The organism is Flavobacterium sp. 20NA77.7, from assembly GCF_031326205.1.
GTDB classification, from domain to species: domain Bacteria; phylum Bacteroidota; class Bacteroidia; order Flavobacteriales; family Flavobacteriaceae; genus Flavobacterium; species Flavobacterium nakdongensis.
Map to the genome: position 1 here is coordinate 356,969 of NZ_CP133721.1, position 20,386 is coordinate 377,354.

Annotated in this window: 14 protein-coding genes and 2 tRNA genes; 8 read left to right on the plus strand and 8 right to left on the minus strand. The window is 32.5% G+C overall.

Annotated elements, in window-relative coordinates:
* Nucleotides 1-56: 56 nt before the first annotated feature.
* On the plus strand, nt 57-2,780 hold the full coding sequence (locus tag RF683_RS01590; protein WP_309532481.1) for a T9SS-dependent M36 family metallopeptidase: 2,724 nt from the start codon (nt 57-59) through the stop codon (nt 2,778-2,780).
* Nucleotides 2,781-2,847: 67 nt separating this feature from the next.
* Here RF683_RS01590 and RF683_RS01595 read toward each other — a convergent pair whose 3' ends face one another.
* Together RF683_RS01595 and sppA are read right to left on the minus strand one after the other, a co-directional pair.
* Nucleotides 2,848-5,427: an AsmA-like C-terminal region-containing protein gene (locus RF683_RS01595; RefSeq protein ID WP_309532482.1), complete on the minus strand. Its 2,580-nt coding sequence runs from the start codon at nt 5,425-5,427 to the stop codon at nt 2,848-2,850.
* 97 nt (nt 5,428-5,524) lie between these two features.
* Nucleotides 5,525-7,297: a signal peptide peptidase SppA gene (sppA, locus tag RF683_RS01600; protein ID WP_309532483.1), complete on the minus strand. Its 1,773-nt coding sequence runs from the start codon at nt 7,295-7,297 to the stop codon at nt 5,525-5,527.
* A 149-nt stretch (nt 7,298-7,446) separates the two neighbouring features.
* Between sppA and folK the strand changes: the two genes are divergently transcribed.
* Nucleotides 7,447-8,592: a 2-amino-4-hydroxy-6-hydroxymethyldihydropteridine diphosphokinase gene (folK, locus tag RF683_RS01605; RefSeq protein WP_408733687.1), complete on the plus strand. Its 1,146-nt coding sequence runs from the start codon at nt 7,447-7,449 to the stop codon at nt 8,590-8,592.
* 163 nt (nt 8,593-8,755) lie between these two features.
* Here folK and RF683_RS01610 read toward each other — a convergent pair whose 3' ends face one another.
* A complete protein-coding gene (locus RF683_RS01610) occupies nt 8,756-9,283 on the minus strand; it encodes an RNA methyltransferase (RefSeq protein ID WP_309532485.1) in 528 nt (175 codons plus the stop codon).
* A gap of 222 nt (nt 9,284-9,505) precedes the next feature.
* Between RF683_RS01610 and mutS the strand changes: the two genes are divergently transcribed.
* From mutS to RF683_RS01630, 4 genes are all read left to right on the plus strand, one after another.
* Nucleotides 9,506-12,073, plus strand: a complete 2,568-nt coding sequence (mutS, locus tag RF683_RS01615; protein ID WP_309533184.1) for a DNA mismatch repair protein MutS — start codon at nt 9,506-9,508, stop codon at nt 12,071-12,073.
* A 140-nt stretch (nt 12,074-12,213) separates the two neighbouring features.
* Nucleotides 12,214-12,286 (plus strand) — tRNA-Gly (locus RF683_RS01620).
* A 26-nt stretch (nt 12,287-12,312) separates the two neighbouring features.
* Nucleotides 12,313-12,398: transfer RNA gene (locus tag RF683_RS01625), tRNA-Leu, on the plus strand.
* Between the two features lie 147 nt (nt 12,399-12,545).
* Nucleotides 12,546-12,911 (plus strand): DUF1508 domain-containing protein, encoded by a 366-nt coding sequence (locus RF683_RS01630; protein WP_309532486.1) that lies wholly within the window; start codon nt 12,546-12,548, stop codon nt 12,909-12,911.
* A 63-nt stretch (nt 12,912-12,974) separates the two neighbouring features.
* On the opposite strand, the gene RF683_RS01635 is transcribed toward RF683_RS01630, so the two are convergent.
* The 3 genes from RF683_RS01635 to RF683_RS01645 all read right to left on the minus strand — a co-directional run bounded on the left by RF683_RS01635 (nt 12,975) and on the right by RF683_RS01645 (nt 16,744).
* Nucleotides 12,975-13,175 (minus strand): hypothetical protein, encoded by a 201-nt coding sequence (locus RF683_RS01635; protein ID WP_309532487.1) that lies wholly within the window; start codon nt 13,173-13,175, stop codon nt 12,975-12,977.
* Nucleotides 13,176-13,313: 138 nt separating this feature from the next.
* Complete coding sequence (locus RF683_RS01640; protein WP_309532488.1) at nt 13,314-15,470, minus strand: S46 family peptidase; 2,157 nt, start codon at nt 15,468-15,470, stop codon at nt 13,314-13,316.
* A gap of 11 nt (nt 15,471-15,481) precedes the next feature.
* Complete coding sequence (locus RF683_RS01645; protein WP_309532489.1) at nt 15,482-16,744, minus strand: 3-deoxy-D-manno-octulosonic acid transferase; 1,263 nt, start codon at nt 16,742-16,744, stop codon at nt 15,482-15,484.
* 143 nt (nt 16,745-16,887) lie between these two features.
* Between RF683_RS01645 and RF683_RS01650 the strand changes: the two genes are divergently transcribed.
* Entirely contained in the window at nt 16,888-18,018 is a 1,131-nt protein-coding gene (locus RF683_RS01650; RefSeq protein ID WP_309532490.1) for a DegT/DnrJ/EryC1/StrS family aminotransferase, read from the plus strand.
* Nucleotides 18,019-18,069: 51 nt separating this feature from the next.
* The gene (gene galE, locus RF683_RS01655) at nt 18,070-19,089 is read left to right on the plus strand and encodes a UDP-glucose 4-epimerase GalE (protein ID WP_309532491.1); all 1,020 of its coding nucleotides are present in this window, start codon (nt 18,070-18,072) and stop codon (nt 19,087-19,089) included.
* Between the two features lie 41 nt (nt 19,090-19,130).
* On the opposite strand, the gene RF683_RS01660 is transcribed toward galE, so the two are convergent.
* Together RF683_RS01660 and fabD are read right to left on the minus strand one after the other, a co-directional pair.
* On the minus strand, nt 19,131-19,382 hold the full coding sequence (locus RF683_RS01660) for a hypothetical protein (protein ID WP_309532492.1): 252 nt from the start codon (nt 19,380-19,382) through the stop codon (nt 19,131-19,133).
* A gap of 75 nt (nt 19,383-19,457) precedes the next feature.
* Entirely contained in the window at nt 19,458-20,327 is an 870-nt protein-coding gene (gene fabD, locus RF683_RS01665) for an ACP S-malonyltransferase (RefSeq protein ID WP_309532493.1), read from the minus strand.
* Between the last annotated feature and the right edge of the window lie 59 nt (nt 20,328-20,386).

Sequence of the window (20,386 nt, forward strand, 5' to 3'; positions counted from 1 at the left end):
GCTTTGAAATAAACTATAAAATATTAATTTTGAGGCTACAACCAAAAACTTAACTTATGAAGAAAAATCTACTTTACGTTTTTTTATTGATTAGTTTTTTAGGATTTTCTCAGGAATCTGTGCAAAAAATCCAAGCGTATATCAATGAAAATAAAGCAAAATTACATTTGAATGCCAGCGAATTGAATCAATGGCAAATTGAAAGTGAAACCAGCTCAGAAACTACAGGAATTACTAATTATCTAGTAACTCAAACCTATAATGGGATAAAAATAGATAATTCATATATTTATTTTTGGATTAAAAACGGAAAAATTGTTAATGAGCCAGAAGGTTTTATTACCGATTTAGCATCAAAAATCACAACTACTACCCCTGGTTTAAATGTAGTAGCCGCTTTTTCAACTGCATTGACAAAAATGAATGAGCAGCAAATAACTACGTCTATTATAGAAACAAATAAAAATAAATACAAACTAACAAATGGTCTTCTAACAGAAGATCCAGTTAGTGCTGAATTGGTTTATTTTCCAAGTCAAAATGGAAGTTTAATATTAACATGGTCTTTTGAATTTTACTCTCAAAATGCACAGCATTTATGGAAAATTAAAGTAAATGCTACTAATGGAGATGTTTTAGAGAAATTTGATTTGACACATAATTGTAGTTTTGGACCAAGACATAATCATGCTACGTGTATGAGTGGTGTAAAAACTAAAAACATTAGTTTTTCATTATTTAAAAATAATCAATCAGCGATGTTGTTAACCCCAGGAACAACTAATTATAGAGTCATTCCTTGGAATTACGAAAGCCCATTTCATACTTCTCGACAGTTAATTACAAATCCGGAAGCAACAACCGCTCTTGCACCATTAACGAATGCAGCCTCTCCAAATGGTTGGCATAATGCAAGTACTACTATTGGTGGTACAACAACTACTTATAATTATACAAGAGGGAATAATGTCTTTGCTTACTCAGATTATACAAATGCAAATCCAGCATCACCCACAACTTATGCGCCTGCTTCAGCAGGAACGTATCCTAGTTTAACATTTGATTATACATATGGAGGTAATGCAGTGGCAGCCACTACTTATATCAATGCCGCTATCACAAATTTATTTTATATGAATAATATGATGCATGATTTGTGGTATCAATATGGATTTAATGAAGCGAATAGAAATTTTCAAGCACAAAATCTTGGAAGAGGTGGTTCTGGTAATGATGCTGTAAATGCGGAGGCCCAAGACGGTTCTCAAGCAGCTACACCAACTTTAAATAACGCTAACTTTTCTACTCCATCAGATGGTTCTAAGCCAAGAATGCAAATGTATGTATGGAATTCTAAAAAACCTTCTACGTTGCTTGTAAACACAGGTACATTAGCAAACACATCGTTTAATGTTATTGATAATTCTTTCAATCCAGGACATGTCAATTTACCAGTTGCACCCGCTACTTTAACAAATACTATTGTTTTAGTTGATGATGGTACTCCTGATACTTCAGATGCTTGTGAAACAATTATAAATGCTGCTGCGGTAAATGGCAAAATAGCTGTGATTAGAAGAGGTACATGTACATTTGTTAGTAAAGCGTTAATGGCTCAAAATGCAGGTGCAATTGCGGTAATTATTGTTAATAATACAGCAGGTTATGTTGGTATGTCAGGAGCAGATGCAAACATTACAATACCCGTAGTAAGCATGAGTCAAGCAGATGGAGAAGCATTAATTGCAGCATTAGCTTCGAGTTCTATTAGTGTTAGTATTTCAACTCCTGAAATTTATGTTAATGGAGATGGTGATTTTGATAACGGAGTAATAGCTCACGAATATACACATGGTATTTCAACTCGACTAGTTGGTGGGGGGGCAGGACTTAATTCTGCCGAACAACCAGGAGAAGGCTGGTCTGATTGGGCATGGTTAATGATGCAAATAAAACCAGGCGATACTAGAAATGATGCAAGAGGAATTGGAACTTTTGTTTCTAATCAGGCTATTACAGGGCCAGGCATTAGAGAATTTAGATACTCTACTGACATGACTGTGAATCCACATACTTTTGGTGATACTAATGATCAATGGTTTACAGATTCAAGTGGTATTGACCAAATAGATGTTCATGGTTTAGGGTCTATATGGTGCGTTATGTTATGGGATTTAGCTTGGGATTATATTGATAAATATGGTTATAATTCCAATCTTTTTAATGGAACGGGAGGAAATAATAAAGTTATGCGTTTAGTAATTGATGCAATGAAATTAACACCTGCAAATCCTACTTTGATTCAATGCAGAAATGCACTTATTCAAGCAGATTTAGCAACAACAAATGGTCAAGACTATTGTTTGATTTGGCATGCTTTTGCAAGAAGAGGTATGGGAGTTAATGCAACTTCAGGAGCAAATTCGGGAGTAGCAGGTGTTCAAGATCAGGTTGAAGATTTTACTGAGCCAATTCCTGGTTCAACAGCAGCTACAGGTTCAAATTGCACCATGTTGGCGGCTAACTATTACCAAAATAATGATTTATTTAATATTTATCCAAATCCTACAAATGGAAATGTAAATATTCAAATTCATAATTATTCAGGCGCTTTACAAGTTAAAGTATATGACTTAAATGGTAGACAAGTGTTCACTCAAAACATTTCAAATTTTGAGTTATCTCACTCTCTTAATTTAGGTAATTTAACTACTGGGGTGTATGTTTTAAAATTAGAAGGAGAACAACTAAATCATACACAAAAAATTATTATTAAGTAATTTAATAAACCATATTAGTATTACAAAAAAAGCCCTGCTTTAGCAGGGCTTTTTTTGTAATATATTGTTACTTTTTCTTTTTAAAGAAATTATTAATACCATCTTTTATTCCATTAGTTATTTTATCTTTTGGGGTAGTTTTAATAGAGTCATTTGATGTATTCTTTTTAGTATCATTTAGTACATTCGAAAGAATGTTAGTTCCTTCGTTTAGTAGCTTTTCTTTCTGCATTTTAACCAATTGTGTAGCTAAATTAGTTGTAGCTTGTTTTATATCAGTACTGATTTTAGGATTTTGAAATGTTCCAGTTAATAATGCATTCACAGGAACGTTCTCAATTTTTTTAGAAGCATTAGGTGTTAATTTAGTAATTAAATTTCCAATTTCTTTGCCTAAATATTTAGCTGGAACATCAAATTTTAAATTATAATTGATTGTTTTGTCAAACCCATGCGTTCCCATAATTTGAACAGCTATATCATTTTGTTTAATAGTAAAAGGTTTAACATTAACCTTCCCGTTTTTGAATAATAAAGAGACTTTTACATCTTTTAAATTCATGTCTTTTAAGTCTATAAAAGAAGCTGTATTGTCTAATTCTGTCAGCAACTTAGAATTGTTTTTATTCAAGGATCCAGATAGAATACTACTCATTAAATTCCCAGACAAGGTATTCACGTTTGGCAACATGGTTTTATTTAATGTTCCATTTAATTTAATAGTTGAGTTCAATTTCCCATTAATAACATCAGCAATTGGAGCAATAGTTTTTAGGGTATTCATAGCACTAAAGGTTTGACGAATATCTACTTTATTAAGCCCTAAGTTCATGTCAAAAGTTGGAATCTTACCTTTTGTGGAAACCAAGCCATTCAATTCAAGTTTACCACTAAATACATCCATTTTTAAATTGCTTAATTTTACTGATTCATTTTTTACAGTTACACTACCCGATACGTTTTTTAAATTTAAATTATCATAAATAACCGTTTTGGCTTTAGCGGTTAATGTACAGTCTAAGAAACTTGGAATTTTAACTGCTTCTGTCTTTTTGTCTCCGGTCTTTGTTTTTATGGTTGTAGGCATCATAAAATCAGCTACTGCAAAAGTGTTTGAGTTTAGATTAAAGGTTCCTTTTAATATTTGATTCTTAAATAAGAAACCATATAAGTTTTCTATCATTCCTGAAACATTTACATCTGATTTCCCTGTTTTTAAATTCAATTTAGTCAAATTTATTTTTGAAGGATTAAATACCACATCAGCAATTGAAATGCTTACCGGTTTTGCCATTTCCGAACCTGTATAATTGAAGCCAGTTAAGGTAATTCTTCCCGAGTTTTTAATATTTTGGTATTGATTGGTTGCTATAGATTTCATATCAAAAGCGGTTTTCACATCTGCTTTTAAAATTCCATTTAGGTTTTTTTCTAATTTTATGGGATAAGCCTTAGAAACATTTGCTAAATTGATTCTACCTTTCAATTCCGCATTTACCACTGCATTTTCAACTATATTTTTAACTGTAGCTTTAGCATTAAAAACATCTTGGTCAATTGCAAATCCAACATTAGCAATATTGATATACGTATCATTAACTATTCCGGATTCATTAATAATATGTGTATCAATGTTGATGTTTTTTACTGTTTTGGGTAAGTCTTTATAATGGAAAGAAGCATTGTTAGAAGCCATTTCAATATCAAATTTTGGCACTGTGGTTTTAGTTAATTCACCATTTACTTTTCCTGTTACTTCAAATTTTCCTGTGGTTTCAACACCTTCTAAATTTCCAGCATATTGTTCAGGAATTAGAGCTAAGAAGTTTTTAAATTCTGAACGGGGTGTTTTAAAGGCTAAATCATAAATCTGACCTTTTTCTACCATTTGAATGTAACCATTAAATTCAAGAGGTAGTTGATTAATCAGTGCCTTATTCTCTTTAAATGTATACTTGCTGTTTTTTAAATCAATTCCTAAAATAGCATCTAAAGAAACTTTAGTGTTTCTTAAGAAATTTGACTTATCAATATTAAAACTCATATTAGCCTTTGTTTTGGTCTCCAAATCTAATTTGTCCTGTGCCAAATTTCCTTTTCCTTGATGATAAATACTATCTAAAATTAATTTCATTTTAGAACTTTCATCAAGATAAGTGAATTTTAAATTTTCAATATCATATTTTTCAATATCTAAGCTAAAAGGCTTGCTTTTTGATTTGCTTTTTTCAGGTTTTTTATTCTTTAAAGCAATGTCATAGTTGCCGACACCATCTTTGTTGAAAATGATTTTCAAAATTGTATTTTCCGTTGAAAAACCATCAATTTTCATAGGTTTATTTTCACCATGAAATAACTCTGAAATACCCATTTTAAGATTGATTTTTTCAGAATAAACTAAAGTATCTCCATCAAATGGTGCACGATTAATAACACATATTTTAGCTATAGAAACGGTTGCTTTTGGAAAATCTTTTAAGAGACTAACGTTTACGTCTTCAAGTGTTACACGGGCGTTAACATTTTCATTTAATGAGGCAACAATTTTTTCTTTGATTTGTTTTTTAAATGCAAAAGGAATAATTGCAAGTATAACTATTAGAGTCAGTAAGGTAATACCTGACCATTTTAAAATTTTTTTAAACATAGTATTTTGTTTTAGATTTTTGAGCATACAAATTTACAACTTATACTAGCAAAAAAAGCGCCAAACTTAAGTTTGGCGCTTTCTAATTCAAAAAAATCTAAAAATTAATATCGAAAGGCATAATGGCTTGTACACCTTTTCGTTTTTTCATCTTTCTAATTTTATCAATTAGTAGGTAGTTTTCTTCACCTAATTCTTCTTTAAGCATTGCTTCTTTGGATTGATATAGCTTTGCACCTGCTAAGCCTTCTAAAAATTCATTGAAATTCTTTTCATACTCAGGATAATTTTCTACTCTATATGAGTTGCTTTTACCCAAAGTGGCTGCATGTTTAATAGCTGCTTCTAAATTCCCTATTTTGTCAACTAAACCTAATTTTAAAGCATCTGAACCTGTCCAGACTCTTCCTTGGCCAATAGCATCAACTTGAGCAAATGTCATTTTTCTACCTGTTGCCACTCTAGTTACAAATGTTTTATAAATAGTTTCAATTCCTTCTAAAGCAAATGTTTTGTAATTATCAGAAATAGGTTCAAAAGGAGTATATCCATTTGCATTTTTGTGTGTGCTAACTTGTTCGGCGTTAATTCCCATTTTAGTTGCAAATTCACTCATGTTTGGCAACATGCCAAAGACGCCTATAGAGCCCGTTATGGTAGTTGGTTCAGCAAAAATTGCATTTGCACCACACGCAATGTAATACCCTCCCGAAGCGGCTAAATTACCCATTGAAACGACTACAGGCTTTATTTTTTTAGTTAATTCAATTTCTCTCCAAATTAATTCTGAAGTTAAAGCGCTTCCTCCCGGACTATCTACACGTAGCACAATAGCTTTAACATCTTTGTCTTCTCTTGCTTCTTTTAACGAACGGTTAATTGAACCTTCTCCTATGTAATCTACATCACCTTCACCGCCATTAATTTCACCTTGTGCATAAATCACAGCAACAATATCATCTTTTGTAAGGTCGTCAACATTGATTGCGTTTTTGGAAGCATAATCTGTGATGGAAACTTTTTCATACTCATCTTTAGCTAACACTTTTAATTTTTGTTTTAAAAAAGCGTGGTATTCATCTTCATAGGCTACTTTATCAACTAATTTTTGTTCTAATGCCATTTGAGGCGTCCTAGCGCTCAAATTGTCTGCAATTGTATTAAGTTGGGCAAGTGTTATGTTTCTGCTTTTTGCAATATCTTTAGCAATAGTTTTCCAAATGGAATTCAAAAGAACAGTAAGTTGTTCTCTATTTTCTGGGCTCATTCCTTGTGCTAAAAAGGGCTCAACAGCACTTTTAAATTTACCATGGCGAATAATTTCCATTTTTAAGCCCGTTTTGTCTTGAAAATTTTTAAAAAATAACACTTCCGTTCCTAATCCTTTTAAATCAACTTCTCCTGCTGGATTTACAAATACTTCATTAGCAACAGAATTAATGTAATATTCTTTTTGAGTGAAATAATTTGCATACGCGTAAACAAACTTTTCAGATTTTTTAAAATCTTCCAATTGATCTCTTAACTCTTTACTTTGAGCTAAACCTAGTAGTGATTGGTTGTTTAGAATTGAAATCCCTTTAATTTTATTGTCTGTTTTGGCGTTTTTTATCGCGTTAAGCACTTCTATAAAACCAATTTTTTCTTTTCCGGCTAAGATAGTTTGTAAGGGGCTTTCATCTTTGTATTGACCCGCATAATCAAATACAATTTTTGATAAATCTATCTCGATGACAGAATTATCGTTAATTTTTATTTCATCTTCACTACTGCTAAAAGCAGCGCCAATACCAATTAAAATAAAAAAACTAAGCACACAGAATAAAAAAATTCCCACTACAGTTGCAAATACATTCTTTATAAAATTCATTTTTATTATATTTTTATTACTACACTATAGGTAGTAAAAAGTGTTAAAAAGTTACATGTTCATAACTATTTATTTTTTCATCAAAATCTAACTAAAAATGTTTGTTATTTTGCAACATTGACAAAAAGCTATTTTATATAAGTAATAAAGTGAATTTACAGCAACCAATATACCTTTCGTTAGGCACAAATATGGGGGATAAACTTAAAAACCTCCAAACGTGTGTGGACTTGGTGCATCAAAAAGTAGCAACAGTTATTGAGGTTTCTTCGGTTTACGAAACACCTTCATGGGGGTTTGAAGGGGCTAATTTTTATAATTGTATAGTATTAGTTCATTCGTCAAAATCACCACAAAAAATTTTAACCAAAATTCTAAAGATTGAAAAAGAATTAGGTAGAATTCGTCAAGATGCACCTGGTTATACCCCAAGAGTTATAGATATAGATATCATTTCATATGGTTCGGAAGTTATCAATATGCCTCAGTTACAACTTCCGCATCCTCAAATGCAACGTCGAAACTTTGTTTTACATCCTTTGCAAGAAATTGCGCCTGCTTGGATACATCCTGAAAATCAAATAGGTATCGACACGTTGTTGTTTGACTGTGATGATGCTTCCGAGATAAAAAAAACAGCAACATTGATAAGTCCGTTGCAAAGAATAGTTTGGGATGATTTAAAATACATAGCAATTGAAGGAAATATTGGCGCTGGAAAAACAACATTGGCAGGAAAAATAGCTGAAGATTATAATGCTAAATTGGTCTTGGAGCGTTTTGCAGATAATCCATTTTTGCCTAAGTTTTACAAAGATCAGAATCGTTATGCCTTTCCATTAGAGATGTCTTTTTTAGCCGATAGATACCAACAATTAACAGATGATTTAGCGCAATATGATTTGTTTAAAGATTTTGTACTAGCGGATTATCATATTTTTAAATCGTTGATTTTTGCTAAAGTTACCCTGCAAGAAGACGAATTTAGGTTATATAAAACGATGTTTGATATCATTTACAAAGAAATGCCAAAGCCTGATTTGTATGTATATTTATATCAAAATACCGATAGACTTTTGACAAATATTAAAAAAAGAGGTAGAAGCTATGAGCAAGAAATACCTGCAGCATATTTAGAAAAAATTAACCATGGTTATCTAGATTATATTAAAACACAAACTGATTTAAATGTTTTAATCTTAGACGTTTCCGATTTAGATTTTGTAAAAAATCAAGAAGATTATGTGTTTTTGTTGAATGAGATTAATAACAAAATTACATTAGCACGCGGATAAAACTAATGCCATTCAATACTGATTTAACGGATTTTTTGCCCAAACTTATCATACTGAAAGCGTCTCTTTTTACTTAATTAAACCCGAATTTCGCCAATCATAACAAATTCATGGCGTTCTTTGCGAAAAAACTTCGTGTCTTTGTGTTTAAATAATAAGATTTCTATTGAAGCTTCTGAAACAAATCCCAAATCACAATTCCTGCACTTACAGAAATATTCAATGAATGTTTGCTTCCTAATTGTGGAATTTCAATTACACCATCCGATAAATTAATAGCTTCTTGAGAAACTCCTTTTACTTCATTGCCAAAAATTAAAGCATATTTGGTTTCGGCGTCGGGCATAAATTCATTTAACATAACCGCATTTTCGGTTTGTTCTATTGACCAAATGTGCACGTTTTCTGCTTTCAATTTTTCAATTACGCTCAGTATGTCTTTCGCATATTCCCAAACAACTGTTTCTGTGGCGCCAAGTGCCGTTTTGTGAATTTCTTTGTTGGGCGGAGTAGCCGTTATTCCACATAAATAGATTTTTTCAATTAAAAAAGCATCAGAAGTTCTAAAAACAGATCCAATATTGTGCAAACTTCTAATGTCGTCTAAAATCACTATGATAGGTGTTTTTTGTGCGGCTTTAAATTCGGATAGACTTTTACGTTCTAATTCTGCGTTGGCTAATTTTCTCATGGTACAAAGATAAAATTTATTTACCAATGTGTCAATAAGCCAATTTACCACTACTTCATTGCCAGATTAGTCTTTGTGTTAAATTTGATAGCGTATAGTGGTGTTATTTTCATTTTGAAGTTGCGCTTGAAAAACGTATCTTCGCCTTATATAAAATAAAACATTGTGGCAAAAAAAGCAGCTTCTGAATTAAAAGAAAAGACATCAAAAGAAACCCCTTTGATGAAACAATACAATGAAATCAAGGCAAAATATCCTGATGCATGTTTGTTATTTAGAGTAGGGGATTTCTATGAAACATTTGGTTCAGACGCCATTAGAGCTTCTCAGATTTTAGGAATAACATTAACTAAGCGAGGAAACGGAAGTGAAAGCGAAACGGCGCTAGCGGGTTTTCCTCACCATTCTTTAAACACGTATTTGCCTAAACTAGTTAAAGCGGGGCTTCGAGTAGCTATTTGTGACCAATTAGAAGATCCAAAGATGACGAAGACGATCGTTAAACGTGGCGTGACAGAGTTGGTTACGCCAGGAGTTGCGATGAATGACGATATTTTACAGGCCAAAACAAATAATTTCTTAGCTTCTATCCATTTTGGTAAGAAAAATATAGGTATTGCTTTTTTAGATGTTTCTACGGGAGAATTTTTAACCGCACAAGGTTCAGAGGAGTATATTGATAAATTATTGCAAAATTTTAGACCAAGTGAAATATTGGTCACAAAAAATCATAAAACGACTTTTAAAACCGCATTTGGAGAAGATTTCCATGCTTTTTATTTAGAAGATTGGATTTACAAAGAAGATTATGCATTTGAAACTCTTACAAAACATTTTCAAACGAATTCTTTGAAAGGGTTTGGTATTGAAGAAGTTATGGAAGGTGTAGTTGCTTCAGGGGCTATTTTATATTATTTGTCTGAAACGCAGCATAACAAAATACAACACATAACCACTATTCAGCGTATTGCAGAAGATGCTTATGTGTGGATGGATAAGTTTACTATTCGCAATTTAGAATTATACCACAGTACAAATCCAAATGCAGTTACCTTACTTGATGTAATTGATAAAACATTATCCCCAATGGGGTCACGTTTACTAAAAAGGTGGTTGGCTTTGCCTTTAAAAGATCTTGTCAAAATTAAGGCTAGAAATGAAGTAGTAGCGTATTTAAAATCAAATCAAGAAGAGTTGCAATTTATACAATATCAAATTAAGCAAATTTCCGATTTAGAACGATTAATTTCTAAAGTAGCCACAGGGAAAATTTCGCCTCGAGAGGTACTTTATTTACGCGATTCATTACAAGCTATTTTACCAATTAAAGAAAAGGCATTAAGCGCAAAGAATGAAGCGTTAAAAATTATTGGTGATGGCTTACATGCTTGTGAATTATTGCGCGAAAAGATTGATACTACTCTACAAGAAGATGCTCCGGTTGCAATTAATAAAGGAAATGCCATAGCAATAGGTGTACATCCCGAATTAGATGAATTACGTGCTATTTCCACAACAGGAAAAGGGTATTTAGAAGATTTAGAACGAAGAGAAAGCGAACAAACAGGCATACCGTCATTAAAAATATCGTTTAATAATGTTTTTGGCTATTATATTGAAGTGCGTAATACACACAAAGATAAAGTGCCTGAAAACTGGATAAGAAAACAAACATTAGTTAATGCCGAACGCTATATTACGGAAGAATTAAAAGAATATGAATCTAAAATATTAGGTGCAGAAGAAAAAATTCAACAATTAGAGAATTTACTTTTTGAGCAATTGGTGAGTTGGATGTCAACCTATATTAAACCTGTTCAGTTAAACGCTCATTTAATTGCGCAGCTTGATTGTTTACAGTCTTTTGCTCAAATGGCTATTGAGAATAATTACGTGCAGCCAGAATTAGATGATTCACATGATTTACTTATTAAAGAAGGGCGTCATCCCGTAATTGAAAAACAGTTGCCTCCAGGAGTGCCTTATATTTCTAATGATGTTGTTTTAGATAGAGAAGCACAACAGATTATCATGATTACGGGGCCAAATATGTCGGGTAAGTCAGCTATTTTAAGACAGACTGCTCTTATTGTTTTGTTAGCTCAAATGGGAAGTTTTGTACCTGCCGAGTCACTAAAGCTAGGACTTGTAGATAAAATATTTACTCGAGTAGGAGCAAGTGATAATATTTCTATGGGTGAATCTACCTTTATGGTAGAAATGAACGAAACAGCCTCTATATTAAATAATATTTCAGATAGAAGTTTGGTGCTTTTAGATGAAATTGGGAGAGGAACATCTACTTATGATGGCATTTCAATTGCTTGGGCTATTTCAGAATATTTACATGAACATCCAAGTAAGCCAAAAACATTATTTGCGACGCATTATCATGAGTTAAATGAAATGGAAGTTATTTTTGATCGCATTCAAAATTATAATGTATCTGTCAAAGAATTGAAAGATACGGTATTATTTATTAGAAAATTAGTAAAAGGAGGAAGCGCACATAGTTTTGGTATTCATGTGGCAAAAATGGCGGGAATGCCTCAAACAGTTATACAAAAGGCTCAAAAATTATTAAAAAAATTAGAAAAAAATCATTCTGCAGAAGAATTGTCAGGCAGTCTCACAGGTCAAGAAGAAATGCAGTTAAGCTTTTTTCATTTAGATGATCCTTTATTAGAAGAAATTAAAGACGAATTACTTACATTAGACATTAATACACTTACGCCTGTTGAAGCATTAATGAAGTTAAATGAATTGAAACGTATTGTTTCAAAAAAATAATTTTTTATAAAATAGTGTAAGTCAAACCATTAAAAAAAAGTTTCTTTTTTTTTCTGAAAGTACTTGCAAAGAAAAAAATATGTGCTATATTTGCACTCGCAATACCGCTAAAGTATTGCACGTTCTAATTAAAACGCAATGCGAAAATAGCTCAGTTGGTAGAGCGCAACCTTGCCAAGGTTGAGGTCGCGGGTTCGAACCCCGTTTTTCGCTCAACACTACCAAATTAAGATATATTAGCTCGAGTGGTGGAATTGGTAGACACGCTGGACTTAAAATCCAGTGAGCAGTAATGTTCGTGCGGGTTCAAGTCCCGCCTTGAGTACAAAAAGCTTCAAACTATGTTTGAAGCTTTTTTTGTTATACCTACTTATGTTTGTTGTTTATAACTTCTCATTTTTTCTATAGTTTAGGTTTGGAAATCTATGTTTTTTGGAGGTTATTTGGTTTTTTATTTTGGATTTAAAAAAGTATGGGGACTTACGTAATTAGTAAAAGGCTAAATGGAATGTATAAATATGAGTTTACTTCAAGAAAAGGTAAAACTATTTATACGAGTAATGATTTTGAGTTGCGTTTTGAATGTGAGGCCGAAATAGAGGCTATCAAAGAAAATGTAGAAGAGTTAATTTTTCTTCGGTTTAAATCTCCCAAAGGAAAATATTATTTCAAAATTATACTTAACAAAAAAGAGGTAGCCAAAAGCCGTCTATATACTACACAATTATTGATGCAAAAGGGGATTGATGAAATTTTGCGTTCGGCAATACTTTCAGAAATTTTAGATTTTTCCTCATCCGATACTATTTTTCCTCCAGCTGAAGCCATTTTTGGATAGGATATAAAATAAAAAAATCCCGACTAAGTCGGGATTGATTTCTTTTCGAAAAGAAGTATCTAATTATTTTTTTACTTCTTCTTTAGCTGGTGCAGCAGCAGCAGCAGTAGTGTCAACAGCAGTAGTGTCAACAGCAGTAGTATCAGCTACAACAGCAGTAGTATCTACAGCAGTTGAGTCAGCAGCTGGAGTTTCCTCAGCTTTTTTGTTACAAGAAACTAATACTGCAGCAACGAATGCTAAGCTTAAAACAACTTTTTTCATCTTACTAAATTATAAAGGTTAATTATTAATTCGGAGCAAAGATATAAATTTTTTAATACGACCGCTATTTTTTTTCATCTTTTTTTTATTTTTTTACAACTTACCCCTTATTTTTTACACTTAAACGATTTCGTTAATTTATTTTTTACCTTTTTTATTGGTAGGATAGATGATTTTCAGTTCGTTGATTAAATTTTTTGCCCCTGCAAATTTATCTATGATGAATAATACATAACGCGCATCTACCATAATGTTTCTGCAAATTTCTGGACTATAATAAATATCACTCATGGTGCCTTCCCAAACTCGGTCAAAATTTAAACCTATTAAGTTGCCATTCGCATCTAAAGCTGGACTACCAGAATTTCCTCCTGTAGTATGATTTGTAGCAATAAATGCTACTGGCATTTTACCATTTTCTGCATAAGGACCAAAATCTTTTGTGTTGTATAAATCAATTAGTTTTTGTGGTACATCAAATTCATAATCACCAGGTACATATTTTTCCATTACACCATCTAAATACGTAACAGGCATGTATTCTACTGCGTCAGATGGTTTGTAGCCTTTTACTTTTCCGTAGGTTACACGTAATGTGGAATTGGCATCAGGAAAAATTCGAGCAGATTTTGGACTTAATTCCATAATTGCTTTCATATAGGTGCGTTGTAATGCAATGTTTTTCAAATTTAATTCATCATACTTTGGAGCTACATTTTTGTTGTATGCGTCTGCCATGCTTTTTACTAATTGATAGCCTGCATCTTGATTTAGTTTTGCAAGTACACTTGAAGCATCTCCATTTAATAATTCTTTAATCCCTTGATAAGAAGTTAATTTTGAATTTTTATAAATAGATGTGGTAGCTGCTATCGCATCGATGTTCTTGATTGATTCTGGTAAAAATTGTTGTGGTGATTTTTTGGCATAAATAGCAATAAGTTTTTCAAAAACTTTTTCATCAACAGTAGCATTGTAGTCGCCATATAAGCTTTCAAAGCCTTTTACTAAGTTGTTTTTTCGGTCGTTAAACGCTTGCTCACCTTTAGTGGTATACACTTGTTCTAATTGATATAAACGGTAACCAAATGCTAGTAATTCTGTATTTCGCATAACTATTTCAGTGAAATAATCTCTAGCAATCGCATATTCTTTAATAGCTGCATAATTTTGCTTAAATTCATTTAAAACATTTCCATATTCAGCCTGCTTGCCCGCTTTTTCAACTTTAAGTAAAAAATCTTTTTCAAAATTTTGTTTGAATTGTACCGCGTTCGATTTTTTTAAACCTTTTGTTTCACCAATCCATTTTTTCCAATAGTTAGCAATGGAAGCGTATTTAGAAGCATATTGAATTTTAATAGCTTGATCTTTACGCATAAAGCCATCTTGTACTTTTAGGGCAATGTCACGCACTTCAATTTTAGCTGGGTTTAAGTCGTTTACGATTTGTTCCACCGCATTCGAAGGTAAGTATTCTTGTGTTTTACCTGGATAACCCATTACCATTGTAAAGTCTCCTTCTTTTATTCCTTTGGCAGAAATTGGGAAAAAGTGTTTCGGTGTATACGGCACATTGTCTTTTGAGTATTCTGCCGGTCTGTTATTTTTGTCTGCATATACTCTAAATAGCGAAAAATCGCCTGTATGACGAGGCCATACCCAGTTGTCAGTGTCTGAGCCAAATTTACCTATAGAGCTTGGAGGTGCACCAACTAAACGAATGTCTTTAAAGTTTTCAACAACGAAAAGTAAATATTGATTGCCATCATAGAAAGAACGTACTAAAATATCTTGCCAAGTTTCTTTTGGATAAGACTTCGTGATAGTTGCAATATTTTCTTGAATTTTCTTTTGCTTATCTGCTTCTGTAGGCAATGAGGTTACACCGTCAAATATTTTTGTCGTTACATCATCAATTTTTACAACAAATGTTACGATAACGCCAGGATTAGGGAGTTCTTCTTCCATTTTATATGCCCAAAACCCATCGGCTAAATAATCATGTTCTACTGTTGAGTGATTTTGTATGTTATCATAACCACAGTGGTGATTTGTAAGTAACAACCCTTTTGAAGAAATTACTTCTGCCGTACACCCTCCATTAAACTGAGGAACAGCATCTTTTAATGACGAGTTGTTGATTGAATAAATTTGGTCGGCTGAAAGTTTTCCTCCTAAGGTTTTAATTTCATTTTCATTCATTCCTTTTAATAAAGAAGGAACCCACATGCCACCTTGCTGTGCATTGATTTGTGAAATAAATAAGATTACTAATAGACGTACTAATTTCATATATATAAATTTTAGTTTTTACTAATTTGATTGCTAATTTTGTCAGTTGCGCCTGCATTCATTTGCACAAAAGTACGACAAATGTGCCCTTTTTCTAATCGCTCGTCTTCATTTTGAAGTAATTTATCAATTATTTCTTTTAATTGATTTTGATTTTTTATAGAAATACAGCCTCCTAAGTTTACTAATGCCGTTGCTTCTGTAAAATGAGAATAATTAGGACCAATTACAATAGGAATGCCAAAAGTGGCAGGCTCTAAAATATTATGAACACCTGGATTTCCAAAACCACCGCCAACGAATGCAATATCGGCATAACTATAAATTTTAGTGAGAATACCGATAGTGTCAATGATGAAAACTTGAATTTCTTTCATTTTGTCTTTTTGACCCATAAATGAAATCTCATTTTTATATTCTGAATATAAAATTGTTTTTTTTCTTAATTGCGATTTGAGATTTTTAATTTGATCCCCTTTTATGTTGTGAGGCGCAATTACAAATTTTATATTTTTAGCACTTGTATTGATATAGTTAAGTAACATTTCTTCGTCTTTTGGCCATGAACTTCCAATGACAATTATTTTTGTGTTAGCAGTACAAAACTCATCCATAAAATCAAGCGAATTATCTCTTTCTAAGATGTTCATTACTCTATCAAAACGGGTATCTCCTGAAATCATTACATTTTGATAACCTAAACGTTGAATTAAGGTTTTAGAATTTTCATTTTGTACAAAAAAATAACTAAAAGCCTCTAATGCTTTTCTATAAAAACCGCCATACCATTTAAAAAAAGCTTGATTTTTTCTGAAAATACCTGAAACTAAAAATGTTTTAATTTGTAATTGTTTAAGCTCGTTCAGGTAATTGGGCCAAAATTCATATTTAATGAAGAAAACCAAATCGGGGTGAACGGCTTTGATAAAATTATGCGCATTACGTTTTGTATCTAAAGGTAAATAAACGGTTACATCAGCAATAGTATTACTTTTTTTAACTTCATAGCCCGAAGGCGAAAAAAAACTGACTACTATTTTATGAGAGGGATATTTTTTTTTAATGGCTTCTATGATAGGTAAACCTTGTTCAAATTCCCCTAAAGAAGCCGCATGAAACCAAATTGTTTTGTCTGAAGGAGTTATTGCTTCTTGTAATTGATGAAAAACAACTTTTCGACCTTCCATAAAAAGTTTTATTTTCGGGTTAAAAAGCGCTATCAACCTAAGAAATTGAGCGGCAAAATGTACTACTAATTGGTATATAATTAACATGTTGGCAATAATCTATTTGCGAAAATACAGTTTCTTTATGAAAATTCATTGCCAACTTATCAATTATTAGCTATTTTTGTTCTGTTTAAAAGTGAAATCAATATAAAACTTTTAAATTCACCACTTTATAATCGTATTTTTAAATGAGAAAACTACAAATGGTTGACTTAAAAAGTCAATATGATAAAATTAAAGATCAAGTTAATGCTTCTATTCAAGAAGTTTTAGATACTACTACTTATATTAATGGTCCATTAGTACATCAATTTCAGGCTGATTTAGAAAGCTATTTAGGTGTAAAGCACGTTATTCCTTGTGCAAACGGAACAGATGCTTTGCAAATTGCAATGATGGGACTAGGTTTGCAACCAGGAGATGAAGTAATCACTGCCGATTTTACCTTTGCAGCTACGGTTGAAGTAATAGCCCTTTTACAATTAACACCTGTTTTAGTGGATGTAGACATGAATAATATGAATATTTCACTTGAAGGTATTCGTAAAGCTATTACACCAAAAACGAGAGCTATTGTGCCCGTACATTTATTTGGACGTGTAGCTAATATGGATGCGATTATGGAAATTGCTAACGAGTATAATTTATTTGTGATTGAAGATAATGCTCAAGCCATTGGCGCTACTTATACGTCAAAAGACGGTTCTAAAAAGAAAGTAGGTACTATAGGCCATGTGGGAGCAACATCATTTTTCCCGTCTAAAAATTTAGGTTGTTATGGTGATGGAGGTGCGATTTTTACAAATGATGATGCGTTGGCTCATACCATTAGAGGTATTGTAAACCATGGCATGTATGTGCGTTATCATCATGATGTAGTGGGTGTAAATTCGCGCTTAGATAGTATTCAGGCTGGTGTTTTGAAAGCTAAACTACCGCATTTAGATACGTATAATAAAGCACGTCAAGATGCAGCAAGAAAATATTCATTAGCCTTAGGTTTAAATGCTAATATTTGGGTTCCAACAATTTGTGAAGCATGTGATTGTCATGTTTTTCATCAATATGTAATTCGAATTTTAAATGGAAAACGCGATGGGTTGTTAGACCATTTACAAGTAAAAGGGATTCCATGTGCCATTTATTATCCGATTCCGTTACACAGTCAAAAAGCATATGCAGATACGCGTTACAAAGAAGAGGATTTTCCTGTAACCAATCAATTGGTTAAAGAAGTAATTGCATTGCCGATGCACACAGAACTCGATGATGAGCAAATAAAATTTATTACGGACGCTATTTTAGAATACGTTAACTAGTTTTCAGCCTCAGAACTGTTAACTGTGACTGCGACTGATAACTAATTGTATATGAGAGTACTTGTTACAGGAGGATTAGGTTTTATAGGCTCTCACACTGTTGTGGAGTTACAAAACGAGGGTTTTGAAGTGGTTATTATTGACAATTTATCTAATTCAACAATGGATGTTTTGGGTGGAATTGAACGCATAACGGGTAAAAAACCGCTGTTTGAACAAATTGATCTCCGTGATAAATTAGCCGTTCAACATTTCTTTTCAAATCACCAAGACATTTCAGGAGTGATTCATTTTGCGGCTTCAAAAGCTGTGGGCGAGAGTGTTGAAAATCCATTGTTATATTATGAAAATAATATTAGTTCATTAGTATACTTATTACAAGAATTACAAAAAAAGCCAGAAGCTCATTTTATTTTCAGTTCCTCTTGTACAGTTTACGGTCAAGCTAAAAAAATGCCAATTACCGAAGACGCTCCTATTCAAGTAGCCATGTCGCCTTATGGTAATACGAAACAAATAGGGGAAGAAATAATTTTGGATGTCGCAAAAGTGAGTAATTTTAAGTCTATTTTATTACGTTATTTTAATCCAATTGGCGCACATCCATCTGCAGAAATCGGTGAATTACCGTTAGGTGTCCCACAAAATTTAGTTCCGTTTATAACTCAAACAGCAATCGGACTTCGCGAGAAATTATCGGTTTTTGGCAATGATTATCCAACAGCTGATGGAACAGCTATTCGAGATTATATTCATGTAGTAGATTTAGCAAAAGCACATGTAGTGGCATTAAAACGACTGTTATATAACAAAAATTTAGAAAAAGTAGAGATATTTAATTTAGGCACGGGAAAAGGGAGCTCTGTTTTAGATGTTATAACCGCTTTTGAGAAGACTACTGGACAAAAATTGAATTATCAAATTGAAGGACGAAGAGCAGGTGACATTGTTGAAGCCTATGCTGATACTCAAAAAGCTAATAAAGTATTAGGCTGGAAAACACATTTAACTCTTGAAGATGCCTTGCGAGATGCTTGGCGTTGGGAGAAAAAAATAAAAAATACTAATTGATTATATACAAAAAGGCTATCTATATAGATAGCCTTTTAAATTTACTTTTTAGCGGATTCTTTTAATTTATCAGCTGCTTCTTCAAGTTTATCAGCGCCTTTTTTCATAGCATCTGCTGCTTTAACTTTTGTAGAATCAACTGCTTTTTCTGCTTTTAATTTAGCACTATCCACCGCTTGTTCTACTTCTGCACCTACTGCGTCTGATGCATCTACTACTTTGTCTTTAGTTTCGTCTTTACAAGAAACTAATAGGGCAGCTACTACAACTGCACTTAAAATTGCTTTCTTCATGTTGTTTTGTTTTAATATTACTATTTGGGTTTTTACTAAAAAAGCAATTGCAAATTAAGTGCCAAAGTTTTTATGTTAGGCAGAAATTGTTTCTATTTCTTTGTTAATTTTATTTACTAATCCTACTAGTACTTTACCTGGTCCCACTTCAGTGAAACTTGTAGCGCCATCACTAATCATTTGATTAACAGATTGAGTCCATTTAACTGCACCCGTTAGTTGTGAAATCAAATTACTTTTAATTTCAGCAGGATTTGAAACAGCACTAGCGGTTATGTTTTGATACACAGGGCAAGTTGGATTAGAAAAAGTTGTTGCTTCAATGGCAGCGGCTAGTGCTGAACTTGCTGGTTCCATCATTGGCGAATGAAATCCACCACCTACAGGTAATATAAGTGCGCGTTTTGCTCCTGCTTCTTTCATTTTTTCGCAAGCTAATTCTACTGCTTTATATTCGCCCGAAATTACTAATTGACCTGGACAGTTATAATTGGCAGCCACTACAATACCATCAATTGAAGCACAAATATCCTCTACGATTTTATCTTCTAAATTTAAAACAGCGGCCATTGTAGAAGGCTTTATTTCGCAAGCTTTTTGCATAGCTAAAGCTCTTTGAGAAACTAATTTTAAACCATCTTCGAAAGATAAAGCCCCATTGACAACTAATGCGGAAAATTCGCCTAATGAATGCCCCGCTACCATTTCTGGTTTTACCTCTAAAACTTTAGCTAAAATTACTGAATGTAAAAATACCGCTGGTTGCGTTACTTTGGTTTCTTTTAATTCTTCAGCGCTACCTTCAAACATGATATCTGTAATTCTGAATCCTAAAATATCATTAGCCTTTTCAAAAAGTTCTTTAGCTAAAGGGGAATTTTCATATAATTCTTTACCCATGCCTGTAAATTGTGCGCCTTGACCAGGGAATATGTATGCCTTCATAAATTTTGTTTAAAGTTTAAAATTTTTTCTAAAATACAAAAATAGTATTTTATTGTAAA